The sequence below is a fragment of the Nocardia sp. NPDC057663 genome (assembly GCF_042799895.1).
Classification (GTDB): domain Bacteria; phylum Actinomycetota; class Actinomycetes; order Mycobacteriales; family Mycobacteriaceae; genus Nocardia.
Genome location: NZ_JBHVHX010000003.1, coordinates 589,507 through 605,635 on the forward strand (window position 1 = coordinate 589,507; position 16,129 = coordinate 605,635).

The window sequence follows — 16,129 nt, forward strand, 5'->3', positions numbered from 1 at the left end:
GGTCGGTGGTGACGGCGGGGCCGCACGATTGCGGGTCGGTCGCTGGGCGTATAAACAACGGATGCCGCTGCACCTCCATCGCGCCGAACGTGCCGACGCGCTGGCCGACGGACTCGCGGGTGTGCTCGGTGCCGTACCGGCCGACCCGTTCACCACCGAGGTGGTCGCGGTGCCAGCCAAAGGTGTGGAGCGCTGGCTGGCGCAGCGGCTGTCGGGTGTGCTCGGAGTGGCGGGCACGGGGGACGGTGTGGCCGCCAATATCGCGTTTCCCGCGCCGACGGCGCTGGTAGCCGAGGTGCTGGCCGCGGCGAGCGGGGTCGCGCCCGCCGACGATCCGTGGCACGGACAGCGGCTGGTGTGGACCTTGCTCGGGGTGATCGACGAGGTCGCCGATCAGCCGTGGGCGGCGGTCCTGGCGCGGCATCTCGGCCTGCCCGGTGCCGGGCACCGGGTGGGCAGGCGCTACGCCACCGCCGCGCACCTCGCGACCCTGTTCGACTCCTACGCCGCGCAGCGACCGCAACTGCTCCTCGACTGGGCGGCGGGTGCCGATACCGATGGCGTGGGCGGCACCGTGCCCGACGACCTCGCCTGGCAACCGCTGCTCTGGCGAGCACTGCGCGCGGCCGTCGGCTCGCCGAGCCCGGCCGAGCGCTTGGCTGCCGCGTGCGCCCGGCTGCGGGCCGAACCGGATTCCGTCGATCTTCCCGAACGCCTGTCCCTGTTCGGTCTCACCCGGCTGCCTGCCGACCAGTTGGCTGTACTGACCGCCCTGGCCGAACACCGCGAGGTCCACCTGTGGCTCGCCCATCCCAGCCCCGCGATGTGGACGGCGCTGTCGGCGGCGGTGGGCGCTGACGGCGGCGCTCCAGGCGACCCGACTGCGACGGCGGCAGGTGGCGCGTCCGGCACCGCACCACAGCAAGCGACATCGTCGGCTTCAGCGCACCTTGGCCCAGCGGGAGCCGGTCCGGCGGCTGTCATGCCGGCGCCGGACCGCAGCGGTGTGGTCCCGCGATCGGCCGACCACACCGCCGATCTGGTTCGCCACCCCCTCCTGACCGGACTGGCCAGAGACGTTCGCGAACTGCAACAGCGTCTGAACCCGTTGCTGCACAGCGAGATTCACCTCGCCGCCGAGTCTGCGGCGACCACCTTGCTCGGCGCCGTGCAGACCGCGATCCGGGACGACCGGGTTCCGGCGGCGGGCGCGAGTCCGGACGGCACCGTCGAGGTGCACGCCTGCCACGGCCCCGCCCGGCAGGTCGAGGTCTTGCGCGACCTGCTCCTGACGACCTTCTCGGGCGATCCCACGCTCCAGCCTCGAGACGTGCTGATCATGTGCCCGGACGTCGAGGCCTACGCCCCGCTGGTGCGGGCCGCCTTCGGACATCGCGGGGCCGGTGCGGTGGACCTGCCCGTCGAGGGCGAACACCCGGCGCACCAGCTGCGGGTCCGGCTCGCCGATCGCGGGCGGGCGGTCACCAACCCGATGCTGGCCGTGGTCATCGAGCTGCTGGAACTGGCCGACGGACGCGTCACTGTGACGCAGGTGCTGGACCTGGCGGCGAGCGAGACCGTGCGCCGCCGCTGTGGGTTCGACGACGACGACATCGAGCGACTGCGCGAATGGGCGGCCGAGTCGGGCGCCCGCTGGGGGATCGGGCAGCGGCAGCGCGAGGCGTTCGGCCTCGCCGACTTCGCGCAGAACACCCTCAATGCCGCCGTCGACCGGATCCTGCTCGGCGTCACCGCCGACGAGTCCGGTGACGACTGGCTGGATCTGGCCTTGCCGCTCGACGATGTCGACTCCAACGATGTCGACCTGGCGGGCCGGTTCGCCGAATTCGTCGACCGGCTAGCTGTCTGCCTGCGCGATCTGCGCGGCCCGCGGCCTGCCGCGGAGTGGACGGCGGTGCTGCTGCGCGCGGTCGACCTGCTCACCGACGTGCCGGACGCGCACTCCTGGATCCGGACCGAGGCCCGCCGCGAGATCGTCGCCGCCACCGAGCACGCGGGTGCCACGCCGCTGCGGCTCGCCGATGTCGCGGTGTTGCTGACCGGGCGCCTGGCGGGCGGGCCCGGCCGCGCCAACTTCCGCACCGGCGAACTCACCGTGTGCACACTGGTGCCGATGCGATCGGTGCCGCACCGGGTCGTGCTCCTGCTCGGACTCGACGACGACGTCTTCCCCCGCCCCGGCACCGTCGACGGCGACGACCTCTTGGCCCGCGACCCCCTGGTCGGCGAGCGCGATGCCCGCAGCGAGGACCGTCAGCTGCTGCTCGACGCGATCATGGCGGCGGGGGAGAAGCTGCTGATCCTGCACACCGGCGCCGACCCGGTCACCGGCGCCGCGCGCCCGCCCGCGGTGCCGGTGGCCGAGCTGCTCGACGTCCTCACCGCCCAGGTGGGCCGCGCGGCGATGGCCACGGTCCATGTCCGGCATCCCTTGCAGTCCTTCGACCGTCGCAATTTCGCCCCCGACCGTCCGCGCAGTTTCGACACCGTCGCCCTGGCCGGTGCCCGTGCCGCCGCGCGCCCGTCCCAGCCACGTCCGCCGCTGCTGGCCGCGCCGCTGCCGCCCGCCCCGCTCGCGGATGTCGCACTGGCGGAACTGATCTCGTTCGCCGAACATCCGGTGCGGGCGTTCCTGTGGCAGCGGCTCGGGCTGCGGGTGCCCGAGGAGGCCGAGGACATCGCCGATCAGCTGCCGATCGAACTCGACGGCTTGGCGAAATGGGATCTGGGCGAACGGATGCTGACGGCGCGGCTCACCGGCGCCGACCCCGCCGGGCTGCGCGCCGCCGAATGGCGGCGAGGTACGTTGCCGCCGTTCGGTTTCGGCGCCGCGGTACTCGACGAGGTGGAGGGCACCGTCGACACCCTCGTGCGCACCGCACTGCCCGACTACGCGGCGTCCCCCCGTGCCGTCGACATCGCGATCGATCTCGGCAACGGCCGCACCCTGGCCGGTACCGTCCCCGAGGTGCGTGGCGAGACATTGGTGCGCACCACCTACTCCCGGCTGGCACCCAAACACCGTCTGGCGGCGTGGGTTTCGCTGCTCGCGCTCGCCGCGACCGAGGACAGGTCGTGGCGGGCGATCAGCACCGGCCGCGGCCAGTTCCGCAGCAGGCCCGTCGCCCGCTCGGTGATCGTGGCGCCGGAGGCTCCCGCCGCGCTGGCCGTGCTGCGTGAGCTGGTCCGCCTGCGCGACGAGGGACTGTGCGAACCGCTGCCGGTCGCGCCCGCCGCCACCGCCGCCTACGCCGAGCGCCGCTTCCGCGGTGACAGCGTCGCCGACGCCCTGCTCGCGGCCGAACACGCCTTCGACGGCGGACCCAACGGCCCCGACAAATTCGGTGACCACACCGACCGCTACCTGCGCTACGTGTGGGGTCGCGCGCCCCGATTCGCCCAGCTCGCCGCGGAATCCGCCCGGGCGGGCGAGGCGGAGAGCACCCGCTTCGGCGCGGTCGCGCGCCGCTGGTGGGCGCCGCTGCTCGCCGCCGAGAGTCAGGGGCAACCATGACCGGGACGATGTCGGCGCCCGCCGCCTTCGACGCCGCGGGCGCGCTGCCCGAGGGCACCACCGTGCTCGAGGCCAGCGCGGGTACGGGCAAGACGCACGCCATCGTCGGTCTCGCCGTCCGCTATGTCGCCGAGGCGGGGATCGGCATCACCGAACTGCTGCTGGTGACCTTCAGCCGCGCCGCCACCCAGGAACTGCGCGAACGGACCAGGGACCGCTTCGTCACCGTCGCCGCCGCCCTGGCCGACCAGCATGTCGCGCGTGCCCATCCGGACGAGCTGGTGCGCGCGCTGGCCGACACCGACCCGGCGACGCTGCGGCTGCGCAGGCACCGATTGCTCACCGCCCTGGCCGATTTCGACGCGGGCACCATCGCCACCACGCACTCGTTCTGCCAGCGCATGCTCGACGAACTCGGCCTGGCGGGCGAGCACGATCCGGGCGCCCGGCTGGTCGAATCGGTCGACGAACTCGTCGCCACCGTCGCCGACGACCTCTACCTGGCCCGCTACGCCCGTGACCGGGCGCCGTTCACCCTCCGCGAGGCACACACCCTCGCCCTGGCCGCCGTGCACGACCGGCACGCCGACCTCGCGCCACGCACCGACGGCGCGGCCGGTGCGCGGGTCGCCTTCGCGACGGCGGTCCGCGCAGAGACCGAACGCCGCAAACGCCGTGCGGGACTGCGCGATTTCGACGATCTGCTGGTCCTGCTGCACGAGGTCCTCGCCGACCCGGAGCACGGCCCGCGGGCCTGCGCGCGGATCCGGCAGCGGTACCGGGTCGCGCTGGTCGACGAGTTCCAGGACACCGACCCGCTCCAGTGGGACATCCTGCGCCGGGCCTTCCACGAACACGCCACCCTCGTCCTGGTCGGCGACCCGAAACAGGCCATCTACGCCTTCCGCGGCGCGGAGGTGCTCAGCTACCTCGACGCCGTGGCCCTCGCCCAGCAGCGCAGCGAACTCACCCGCAACTGGCGCAGCGACGCGGGTCTGCTGCGCGCCGTCGACCATCTGTGCGGCGGTGCGGAATTGGGTCACCCCGAGATCAGCGTCTACCCCGTCACGCCGACCCGGCCCGCGACCCGGCTGCACGGCGACCCCGAGGTGATCACGCCGCTGCGGCTGCGGGTGCTGCCGCGCACCGGGGCAGGCCCCCGCAACCGGTCGGGGTTTCCCTCGGTCGGCAGGCAGCGGACGAAGGTGGCCGACGACCTGGCCGCCGACATCGTGACCCTGCTCGAATCCGGGGCGGCCATCGAGGCCAAACCCGAACGGGGCGCGGATCATTCGCTCACCGAGGTCGGCGACGGGCGGGTGCGCAGGCCGATCGGGCCGGGCGACATCGCGGTCCTCGTGCGCACCCGCACCCAGATCGACGTGGTGCGGGCCGCCTTGGACCGGGTCGGCGTCGCGTCCGTCCTGGCCGGTGGCACCAGCGTTTTCGCCACCGTGGCCGCCACCGACTGGCTGTGGGTGCTGCGGGCGCTGGAACAGCCGCATCGCGGCGACCGGGTGCGGCTGGCCGCGTGCACGCCGATCCTGGGCGTGACCGTCGCCGAGATCGACGCAGGCGGAGCCGATCTCGTCGGCCGGGTGTCCACCCAGCTGCGGGAGGCGGCCCGGCTGTTCGGTCGGGCGGGGTTCGCCGCGGTCTTCGACAAGCTCGCCACCGAAACCGATCTCGCGCCGCGCCTGCTCGCGGTGGAGAACGGCGAACGCGAACTGACCGACCTGCGCCATATCGCCCAGCTGCTCGACGAGGTCGCCCTCGCCGACGGGCTGGGCCTGACCGCGCTGACCCGCTGGCTGGCCGACCGGGTGCGCGACCCGGAGGCGGGCAGCATCAGCGGCCGCAGCAGGCGCCTCGACCGGGACGCGGCGGCCGTGCAGATCGCGACCGTGCACGCCAGCAAGGGCCTCGAATTCCCCATCGTCTACCTGCCTTTCGCGTGGGACAGCGCCAAGAACCCCTACCCGGCGACGCTGCTGTTCCACGACGACAACGGCACCCGCGTCCTCGACATCGGCGGCAAGGAGGCGCCCGGCTACAGCGAACGCCAAATGCGCTGTGAGGCCGAGGAATCAGGGGAGGAGCTGCGGCTGCTGTATGTCGCGCTGACCCGTGCCATGTGCCAGGTCGTCGCCTGGTGGGCGCCCGCGGTCACCACCGGCGCGGCGCCTCTGCACCGGATGATCCTCGGCAGGCGGCCGGGGTCCGCGCAGGTACCGCGGCGGGCGGAGATCCCCGCGGATACCGCAGCGGTGCAACGGATCTCCGAGTGGGCCGCACCCGCGTCCGAGGTGATCTCGGTGACCGCGGTCGACCGTCCCGAAGATGTCGCCCCCCGGCGGGTTCGTACCGAACTGCCGACCGGCGACCTGGCCGCGGCCGGTTTCACGCGGGTGCTCGACCAGCAGTGGCGCCGGACCTCGTATTCCGCGCTCACGGCGGGCGCCCACGACATCGCGGGCGTCACCGAGGAGGAGCCCGAAGACGGACCGGGCCCCGACGACGAACCGGCCGCGGCTCCCGTCGACGCCCCCACCGGCGGTACGGGCGCGCCCTCCCTGATGAACGCGCTGCCCTACGGTGCGGAGTTCGGCACACTCGTGCACGGCGTCCTGGAAACCGTCGACACCTCGGCGCCGGACCTCGCCGCCGAGGTCCACACCCGCTGTGTGGAAGCGGTCGAGCACACCATGGCCGAACTCGACGTCGACCTGCTGTCCACCGCGCTCCTCGAAGTCCTGTGCACCCCCGCCGATTTCGGCTCGCTCGCCGCGATCGTGCCCCGTGATCGACTGTCCGAGCTGGAATTCGAGCTGCCGCTCGGTGGCGGTGACACCCCCGGTGCCCGGTCGGCGGGGATGCACGCGATCGCCGACCTGCTGCGGACCCACCTGCCCGCCGGCGACGTGCTGTGCGGCTACGCCGACCACCTGGCGGCGCTGCCCGACACCGTCCTGCGCGGGTACCTCACCGGCAGTATCGACGCCGTGCTGCGGGTACCCGACGCCCCGGGCGAGCATCGCTACCTCATCGTCGACTACAAGACGAACCGGCTCGGCAGCGGCGATCTCACCGTCGAGCACTACCGTCGCGAGCACATGGTGACGGAGATGATCCGGTCCCACTATCCGCTGCAGGCCCTGCTGTACGCGGTGGCGCTGCACCGCTATCTGCGCTGGCGGCTGCCCGGCTACGACCCGGCCCGCCATCTCGGCGGCGCCCGCTACCTGTTCGTGCGCGGCATGATCGGCGCGGCCACCCCACCCGGCCACGGGATCTTCGACTGGCATCCACCCGCCGAACTCGTTGTCGCACTGTCGGATCTGCTCGCGGGAGGGGCGCAATGACGTCTATCCAGGTGGCGCAGCGGGGAACTGGGCTGCTGCGTGTCTTCAACGAAGCCGGAGTGCTCTCCGCCGCCGATGTGCACGTCGCGGTGCGGCTGGGCCGGATGGGTCGTGAGGACGACGAGGATGTGCTGTTCGCGGCCGCGCTGGCGGTACGCGCGGTGCGGTCGGGATCGGTGTGCCTGGAGTTGGCGCGCATGCGCGAGATCGGCATCGATGCCGACGAAACCCGCGACACCGCAACGGGAATCGACCCGGCGACACTGCCGTGGCCGGACACCGATCGCGTGCTCGCGGCATTGCGGCGCAGTCCGCTGATCTGTGGCGGGCAAGCCGGTCCGCTGCGTCCGTTGCGGATCGTCGAAGCCGATGCCGAGGGTGGCGCGCTGCTCTACCTCGACCGGTACTACCAGCAGGAGCAGATCCTGCGGCGGGTGCTCACCGAGCGCAGTGCCGACCACCCCGAGATCGATACCGAACTCGTCCGCGCGGAACTCGATCGGCTCTTCGCGGACCCCCTCGGTGAGGGCCCCGATCGGCAGCGGCTGGCCGCCGCCCTCGCCGCTACCCACTGGACCACTGTCGTGGCCGGCGGCCCCGGCACCGGCAAGACCCACACGATCGCCCGGATCCTCGCCCTGCTCACCGCGCATCGCCGCGCCTCCCCGAAACTGCCCGCTTTGCGCATTGCGCTCGCCGCGCCGACCGGCAAGGCCGCCGCGCGTCTCCAGGAAGCCGTGCGCCAGCAGGCCGCCGAACTCGGACTGCCCGAGCTGACCGCCGCCACCCTGCATCGCCTGCTCGGCTGGCAACGGGGACGCACCACACGATTCCGGCACCACGAACACAACCGCCTGCCCTACGACGTGGTGGTGGTCGACGAGACGTCCATGGTGTCGCTCACGATGATGAGCCACCTGTTCTCCGCGCTGCGGCCCGACACCCGGCTGGTCCTGGTGGGTGACCCGGACCAGCTGGCCTCCGTCGATGCCGGTGCGGTGCTGGCTGATCTGGTCGCCGGACCGATCAGCGGTGCACCGAACCCGGCGCTGCGGGAGTTGCTGCACTCCGATTCGCCGCTCGGGGCGCGGCCCGCGACGGAAGCTGCCGTCGAGCAGGCGGTGCCGGGGCTGCCCGCGATGGAACACCGGATGCCTGCGGACTCGGGCCTGCCCGCAACGGATCATCCGACGCCTGCGGACTCGGGCCTGCCCGCAACGGAACATCGGACGCCTGCCGTGTCGGGTCTGCCCGCAACGGAACATCGGACGCCTGCCGTGTCGGGTCTGCCCGCGACGGAACACCGGGTGGCTGCGGGGGCGGACCGCGAGGCCGAGCGGTCGCCAGGGACGGGCCTGCCGGCGAATCTGGTCGGGGCGCAATCAGATACAGAGTCGCTCAGTGCGCTGGAGCAGCGCCGCCTGCGCGGTGGCATCGTGCGGCTGACGCGGGGCAGGCGTTTCGGTGGCCGGATCGCGGACCTGGCCGTCGCCGTGCGCGCGGGTGACGCGGATGCCGCGCTGGCGATCCTGCGGGCAGGCGGCGCGGACGTCTCGCTGTGCGCACCCGACGACACCGCCGCGGTTCGCGCGGACGTGACCACCGCGGCCCTCTCCGTCACCGGTGCCGCGAATGCGGGCGATGCGGTCGGCGCGCTCACCGCGCTGGAATCCCATCGACTGCTCTGCGCTCATCGGCAGGGCCCGTTCGGTGTGGAGCGCTGGGACCGGATGGCCGCGGACTGGGCCACGGCAGGTGGCGCGGGACCCGAAGGGCCGCAATCGGTCTGGTATCCCGGCCAGCCGCTGCTGGTCACCGCCAACGATCACGAGGCCCGCATCTACAACGGCGACACCGGGGTGATCGTGCGCCGTCCCGACGGGTCACTGCGCGCGGCACTGCAGCGTGGCAGTGAGCCGTACCTGGTCCACCCGACCCAATTCCCCGCGGTGGTCACCGTGTTCGCGATGACCATCCACCGCAGTCAGGGCAGCCAGTACGACACCGTCTCGGTGGTACTGCCCGAACCCGAATCCACGCTGCTGACCAGGGAATTGCTCTACACCGCCATCACCCGTGCCCGGGTTCACGTGCGCATCATCGGCACCGAGGAGTCGGTTCGCGCCGCCATCGGACGGCGGGTGCTCCGGGCCAGCGGACTGTCCCGGAGCACCCCGCCGCAGTAGCGGTCAGCGGGCGGAACTGCGCGAGAAGTTCCAGGACCACCAGTGGTCGTCGTCGAGGTCTGCGCGGATGGAGTCCTCGATCTCGGTGCGGAGCTCGGGGGGCAGCTGCGTCAGCGCGGGGATGATGTCGGGGGAGAGGTTGCTCAGGTAGGCGGTGTCGAGGCGCTTTCCGTTCTCCCAGCGATCGATATTCCGTTCGGCGACAAGATGTTCCGGATTGAGGATCGCCAGCGCGATGAGCGTGCCGAGCGCGGTGCCGACCGCCGCGCGGGGCACCCACCTCCACCGCAACCGGGCGATCGCGACCAGGACGAGCACGTACACGACGCCCACCCACAGCTCACACACCTCCACCAGCAGACGCAGCACCGTGAACCCGTACGCCTGCTGATAGGTCCACATCCGCGCGAGCGCCGACCCGACGATCACCAGCGCCAGCACGCTCACCGCGCTCAGCAGAATCCGCAGCCAGCGCCGGTCGGCGGCCGTCTCGTGCGAGGACCAGCGCAGCACCGCCAGGATCACCGCCAGCGTCAGGATGCTCACCGCCGACAACTGCCAGAACCCACTGCGGGCGTATTCGGCATAGGTCAGGCCCGCGGTCCGCTGCACATAGTCGTCACCACCGAACAGCGCGACGAACTGGGCACCGACGAACACCCCGAACAGCACGGTCAGCGCACCGACCGGCAGCACCCACTCACTGCGCGACCACAACCGCGCGGGCCGCGGTGACGCCGCCGCAGCAGCGGCAGGCGGACCCGCGAGCAGATACAGCGCACCGAGCGCGCCCACGGCGACCACGCCGAACAGCAGAATCCACTGCCAGGCGGTCGCCGCGTCCACGGTGGGCACCAACCCGCTCAACAGGTCGGCGAACGTCGCATCCGCGCCACCCAGCAACGGCACGAACACCACGAGCAATGCCACCGTCGCCGCGACCGACACCCCACACCGCCGCACACTCGACAGCTCCGCGGGCCGCGCCTCCCGCAACCCCGAAAAAGCCCACGGCACAGCCCCGAACGACGCCAGCGGCACCGCGACCATGTCGAGCACGACGCCCCGCGAGGTCCGCCGGCCCAACACCGCCAGGGAACCCGCGACACACGCCGCCAGCACACACAGCGCGAACAACCACCCGGCGGCGCGGACCGTGCCGACCCCGAGCAGTACGAGTGCGGCAACGGTCCACCACAGGCGATCGCGAGCGGTGACGGGCTCGACGCTCAACGCATTGCCACGGCCGGTGGCGTCGTCAGCGCCTTGCGCGTGCTTCTGGACGGTTGCGCTTGGCGACGCGATATCGGGTGCTGTGCGCGAGGAGTCGCCGGGCGGGGTTGCAGGCGAAGGCTTCCCGGCTGCTGAGTACGAGGTGTGGCCTTCGCCGGTGCTCGGGACAGAGTCCGCTTCTTGATCGGCTGACTCCTCGACAGCCGATGTCGACGCGGTATCCTGAGCGTTGCCCGCGGGCGTCTGCGCCGCGGCCTGAACTTTCGCGGTGGCCTCACCTGTCGACCCGGTCCATACAGCTGTACGCGTGTCCCTGCCAGGTGTGGTCGATTGAGTAGAGGCGGGGGAGTTCGTGGGGTTGATCGTCGCGGGCGTGGGGGCAGCGATCGTGGGGTGCTCGGGGGACGAGGGTGGATCGTCGGCTGTCGCCGGCATCGCCGGAGTCGTCGAGTGTGCTTCTGCCGCAGCGCTCTTCGTGGTTTCGGTGCTGGATTCCGCAGGATTGTCGTCGGTGTTGCGGGAGCGGGCGCGGTAGTCGACAACGCACAGGGCGCCGGTGATCACGCCACCGGCCAGGAGCCAGCCGATGCCGGGGCGGTCGACCGGAATCACTGTCGCGCCGACGATTCCAGCCACGGCGGCAGCGGGGAGGACGCCGGCCGGTCGGGCGACACGCTGCCAGCGCTGGGGGACCGGGGGAGGTGGCGGCGGTAGTGGTGGCATCGGGCCTGGCGGCGGCGTGGCGGCGGCTTGCCAGCCCGCGGTCCACGGCTGTGGTGCCTCGGTACTAACTTGTCCTGCAGGCGATGTCGTGCCGGAACTCGCCTTCTCGGCGACGGTGACTGCTGCTTCCGGTTCGTCGTGTGTTCGCGGGGTCGCGGGCTTTTCGGTCATGATGTCCCCTCCGATGGGTGTGCGGGATCGGCCCGGGACCCTGAGGTCCGGGATGGTGTGCCAGGATGTGGTCGGGTCAGTCCGCGGGCAGGACGACGCGGATGCGGGAGCCGGGGTCGGCGACGGCGATGGTGCCGCCGTGCAGGTCGATCACCCAGCGGGCGATGGCGAGGCCGAGGCCGGTGCCGCCGCCGTCGGTGCGGCCGCCCCGGGTGAAACGGTCGAAGACGGTGGCGCGGTCGGCTTCCGGGATGCCGGGACCGTCGTCGGAGATCTCGAGGACGGTCGCCCCGGGAATGGCGTGCGCCGAGACCCGGACCTCACCGCCCGCCGGGCCGTGCCTGGCGGCATTGTCGAGCAGGTTGAACAGCACCTGGTGCAGCCGGGCCCGGTCGGCGTGCACGGTGGCATCGGCCGGTTCGATCGAGGTGGTGAAGCGGACACCGCGACCGAGCGCGGCCGTCATCACCTCGGCCTCGGCGATCACCTCCGCCAACAGCGGTGCGAGCGGCAGGTTTTCGCGGTCCAGCGTGAACGCGCCCGCCTCGATACTGGACAGATCGAGCAGTTCGGAGACGAGCAGACCGAGTCGTTCGGTCTGGGCCAGCGCGGTGCGCAGCGTCGCCGGATCGGGCTCGCTGATCCCGTCGACGATGTTCTCCAGGACCGCGTGCAGCGCCGTCACCGGCGTCCGCAATTCGTGGGAGACATTGGCGATGAGGTCGCGGCGCTGCCGGTCGGCCGCGGCCAGATCCGCGGCCATCTGGTTGAACGCGGTCGCCAGCTGACCCACCTCGTCGCGGGAGCTGGCCCTGACCCGGAAGCTGTAGTCGCCGTGTGCCATTCGCCGCGCGGCCGCGGTCATCTCGCGCAGTGGGCGGGTGATGCCGTGCGCGAGGAACTGCGAGGTGACCAGGGCGATGATCATGGCGGTGAGCGTGGTGAAGGTCGGCAGCCAGCCGATCCGCAACCAGAAGTAGGCGAACGCGACCGCACCGGAACAGACCATCAGCACGGCCAGCTTCAGCTTGATCGACCGCAGCGGGTCCAGTGGTCGCGGCATCCGGTCGGCTACCCGATCGAGGAAGGTGCGCGGCGGCTCGGCCGACAACAACTCGCTCATCGCGCGTCCAGGGCGTAGCCGACACCGTGCACGGTGCGGATCAGATCGGCGCCGAGTTTGCGGCGCAAGGCCTTGATGTGGCTGTCGACCGCGCGGGTACCGGACGCGTCCGACCAATCCCAGATGTCCTCGAGCAACCGCTCCCTGGCCAGTACCGCCCGGGGCCGTTGCGCGAGACGGGCCAGCAGATCGAACTCCAGCGGGGTCAGCCTGGCCTCGGTGGCGCCGCGCCAGACCCGCCGCTCGTCGAGGTCGATGCGCAGATCACCGACGACGATCGCGCTGTCACCGCGCTCGGTGGCCCGGTCGACGCGCCGCAGCAGGGCGTGTACGCGGGCCGCCAGCACCCGCATCGAGAACGGTTTCGTGAGGTAGTCGTCGGCGCCGACACCCAGCCCGACCAGCTGATCGGTCTCGTCGGTGCGGGCGGTGAGCATGAGCACCGGGACATGCCGGTCGGCCTGGATGCGCCGGCACACCTCGAGCCCGTCGAAACCGGGCAGCATCACATCGAGCACCACCAGATCGGGTTCCCCCGCGGCAGCCGCTGCCACCGCACCCGGACCGTCATGGGCCAGGTCGACCGTGAACCCCTCGGCCCGCAACCGTGCCGCGACCGACTCGGCGATCGTCACCTCGTCGTCGACGACGAGGATCCGACGCGCGGGCTGTCCTGTCCCGCCCCCACTGAGTTCCATGGTCAGACCCTAGCGAGCGGGTGTGGAGGGTTGCGTCGTCAATTGTGGAGATTCTGTGTGCGGCACAGCTAGGCGGCATACAGGGTGGCGGGCATGGAGCGGTAGCTGTTCAGGTTCACCAGGCCACGCGGGATCGGGGGGCCGTCCAGGTGTAGATCCGGGTACCGCTCGAAGAGTGCAGGCAGCGCGATGGTGCCTTCCAGCCGGGCAAGGCTGGATCCCAGGCAGCTGTGCACCCCGCTGCTGAACGAGAGATGTTCCGCGGCATTGGGTCTGGTCACATCGAATCGTTCGGGATCGGGGAAGACGGTGGGGTCCTTGTTGGCGCCCGCCAGCAACAGCAGGACAAGGGAACCGTATTCGACGTGCTGATCGGCGATGTCGATGTCACTGTTCGCGATGCGGCCCGTGATCCGGATGGGACCGTCGTAGCGCAGGATTTCCTCGACCGCGCCCGGCCACAGCTCCGGCCGCGCCATCAGCATCTCCAGCTGTTCCGGATGTCTTGTCAGCAGGGCGATTCCGTTGCCGAGCATGTTCACCGTCGTCAAGAATCCGGCGTCCAGCAGCAGGGCCGCGTTGGCCACCTGCTCGCGGTGGGTGAGCTCGCCACCCGTCACCAGCGTAGTGAGCACATCGTCGCCGGGTTCGTCGGTGCGCCTGGCGATCTGCTGGTCGAAGTACCGCTCGCTCTCGGCCAGATCTTCGACGGCGCGGCGGAAAGTGGCCCAGGTCAGGCCTCGCTCGAGCAGCGGCGCACCGGTATCGCCCCACCTCAGCAGAGTGGCATGCATCTCGGCGGGCAACCCGAGCAGCTCGGCGATGATCGCGATGGGCAACCGCTCGCAGAAGTCGTCGATCAGATCCGGTCGCGGCGTCGATTTCATGCCGTCGAGCAGGTCGTCGGTCACTTCGACAACCCGCTCCCGGAGTTTGGCTATCGCCTTCGGCGCGAATGCCTGCCCGACCAAGCGGCGGTAGACGGTGTGTTCCGGCGGATCGGTCACCAGCATCGAGGGCGGTTCGGCGAGGTTGGGAAGTTCCAGATCCGTCTTGGTCAACACCCAGCGCATCAGCTTCGGCAGGGCCCGGCTGTTGGGCGAGACCGCGCCGAAGCGACGGTCCCGCAGGATGAGCCGGCATATTTCGTGGTCCGCGGTGACGCGCAGCTTCGATATGTTCGTCACGGTGGGCATCCGGCCCTGCTGCCGGATTTCCTCGACGGCGCGCGGCGAGCCGCGCCCGCGATCCGGACCGGCCAGGATCTGCGCGAGGGGATCGCCGCGATGCGCCGGCATGAGGAGATAGGTCCGTGCCAGGCGATGTAAGACCAGCCACCGAAACCATGCGCGCGTCAACATTCGCCGTCACCTCCCACGCAGGATCTCCCCATGGTAGAGCGCCTAGGCACATTTGGCTAATTCTCGGCTAGCCTGAATCGGCAAGCCTTGACCATGCGAATCAGGTGAGGGGCACGATGGACAGACGCGGTTTCATCAAGGGCGTCGGCCTGACCGCGACGATGCTTGCCACGGCCACGTCTCCGGCGTGGGCGCAGGACTACCGCCTGGGCCCGAATGCGTTGTTGTACCGCGCATTGGTGCCGGAGATCTTCGCGCCGCTACCGGATCCGGCCGACCATGTGCCTGCGATCGTCATCGGATCGGGGTTCGGGGCGTCGATCACCGCGCTGCGTCTGGCACAGTCCGGAGCCGAGGTCACCGTGCTCGAGCGCGGGTCGCGCTGGCCGAATGATCCGTGGCGCAACATTTTCGCCGTCGACACGATTCCGGATGGCCGCGGCTTCTGGCATCGCACCACCTTTACCGGCCCGACCGGGAATACCGTCGCGTTCGATCCGTTCGGCGGGGTCCTCGACATCTCCAGTTACCCGGGCATCGACGTGTGGCGCGGTGCGTGTGTGGGCGGTGGCTCGGTGGTGTTCACCGGGGTGATGATCGAGCCGGAGCAGCGGTTCTTCGACCATGTGTTCGGCGGTGTGGTCGACTACCGCGAGATGCATGAGGTCTATTACCCCAGGGTTCGGGAGACTTTGCGACCGAGCCCGATCCCGGACGACATCTATCACTCCATCGCGTTCGCGCACTCGCGGGCCTGGGACGGTCAGGTCCGCGCGGCCGGCTACGCGCCGCAGCGCATCGACGGCATGTGGAATTGGCATATCATCCGCGACGAGCTGGCCGGACGATCGTTGCCGTCGGCGACAATCGGCTGTTCGAACCTCGGCAATTCCAACGGCGCGAAGTTCGATCTCAACCAGAACTACCTGCGCTATGCCGAGGCCACCGGGCGTGCCCGGATCTACCCCGGCCACCGGGTGGACGCCATCGCCGAGGAACCGGGAGCGTCGGGTCGTTATGTCGTCAGCGTGACCAAACTGGCACCTACCGGCGAGGTGCTCCGAACCCGGACGCTGACCTGCGACAAGCTGTTTCTCGGTGCGGGCTCGATCGGCACCTCGGAGCTGTTGGTGCGCGCGCGCGAGACCGGCGCGCTGCCGAACCTGAACGAGCACATCGGCGAGGGCTGGGGCAGCAACGGCGATGTCGGCTTGGCCCGGCCCCTCAGCTCACTCGAGGTGGGCACGCAGGGCGCGCCGTCCGCGAGCCGGATTCTGGACGAGGCGGGCGCACCTGTGTCGCTGGAGAACTGGTACATCCCCGGCGCACCGCCGTTCGACGTCGGCACGCTCGGATCGCTGGGCATGGTGCTCGACGACACCCGAGGCCGGTTCGTCTACAACCCCGCCAACGGGCGGGTGGACCTGCACTGGCCGGAGAACGGCGCTGCCGGCTACCTCGCGCGAGCGCAGGAAATCAACGACAAGGCGGCCTGCGACTGCGTACCCATCGGCCCACCGGGCTCTGGTGGGAACGCCTCCATCACCTCACATCCGCTGGGCGGCGCAGTGCTCGGCCGCGCGACAGACGGGTACGGGCGGGTGGTCGGTTATCGGGGCCTGTACGTCATGGACGGGGCGGCTGTGCCCGGTAGTTGCGGAACGGTGAACCCGTCGTTGACGATCAGCGCGCTGGCTGAGCGCAATATCGAACAGATCATCAGTTCTGGGGAGTAGT

At 70.9% G+C, this 16,129-nt stretch carries 8 protein-coding genes; 4 read left to right on the top strand and 4 right to left on the bottom strand.

Annotation, left to right across the window (positions count from 1 at the left end; translation table 11 throughout):
* Positions 1-61: 61 nt before the first annotated feature.
* From recC to ACFVAV_RS10745, 3 genes are read left to right on the top strand one after another with little or no spacing between them, the layout of a single operon-like run.
* The gene (gene recC / locus ACFVAV_RS10735) at positions 62-3,535 is read left to right on the top strand and encodes an exodeoxyribonuclease V subunit gamma (protein ID WP_379033234.1); all 3,474 of its coding nucleotides are present in this window, start codon (positions 62-64) and stop codon (positions 3,533-3,535) included.
* Positions 3,532-6,897 (top strand): UvrD-helicase domain-containing protein, encoded by a 3,366-nt coding sequence (locus ACFVAV_RS10740; protein ID WP_379033237.1) that lies wholly within the window; start codon positions 3,532-3,534, stop codon positions 6,895-6,897. The genes recC and ACFVAV_RS10740 overlap by 4 nt, the downstream gene beginning before the upstream one ends.
* Positions 6,894-9,083, top strand: a complete 2,190-nt coding sequence (locus ACFVAV_RS10745; protein ID WP_379033240.1) for an AAA family ATPase — start codon at positions 6,894-6,896, stop codon at positions 9,081-9,083. The genes ACFVAV_RS10740 and ACFVAV_RS10745 overlap by 4 nt, the downstream gene beginning before the upstream one ends.
* Before the next feature lie 3 nt (positions 9,084-9,086).
* Here the strand turns inward: ACFVAV_RS10745 and ACFVAV_RS10750 are convergent, their stop codons facing one another.
* From ACFVAV_RS10750 to ACFVAV_RS10765, 4 genes are all read right to left on the bottom strand, one after another.
* Positions 9,087-11,210: a DUF4153 domain-containing protein gene (locus ACFVAV_RS10750; protein ID WP_379033243.1), complete on the bottom strand. Its 2,124-nt coding sequence runs from the start codon at positions 11,208-11,210 to the stop codon at positions 9,087-9,089.
* A gap of 76 nt (positions 11,211-11,286) precedes the next feature.
* Positions 11,287-12,333, bottom strand: coding sequence for an ATP-binding protein (locus tag ACFVAV_RS10755; RefSeq protein ID WP_379033247.1), 1,047 nt, complete (start codon positions 12,331-12,333; stop codon positions 11,287-11,289).
* The gene (locus ACFVAV_RS10760) at positions 12,330-13,031 is read right to left on the bottom strand and encodes a response regulator transcription factor (protein ID WP_379033250.1); all 702 of its coding nucleotides are present in this window, start codon (positions 13,029-13,031) and stop codon (positions 12,330-12,332) included. Before ACFVAV_RS10760 ends, ACFVAV_RS10755 begins: the two co-directional genes overlap by 4 nt.
* Before the next feature lie 68 nt (positions 13,032-13,099).
* Positions 13,100-14,392, bottom strand: coding sequence for a cytochrome P450 (locus tag ACFVAV_RS10765; protein WP_379033253.1), 1,293 nt, complete (start codon positions 14,390-14,392; stop codon positions 13,100-13,102).
* A gap of 116 nt (positions 14,393-14,508) precedes the next feature.
* Between ACFVAV_RS10765 and ACFVAV_RS10770 the strand changes: the two genes are divergently transcribed.
* Positions 14,509-16,128: a GMC oxidoreductase gene (locus tag ACFVAV_RS10770; protein WP_379033255.1), complete on the top strand. Its 1,620-nt coding sequence runs from the start codon at positions 14,509-14,511 to the stop codon at positions 16,126-16,128.
* Position 16,129: the final 1 nt, after the last annotated feature.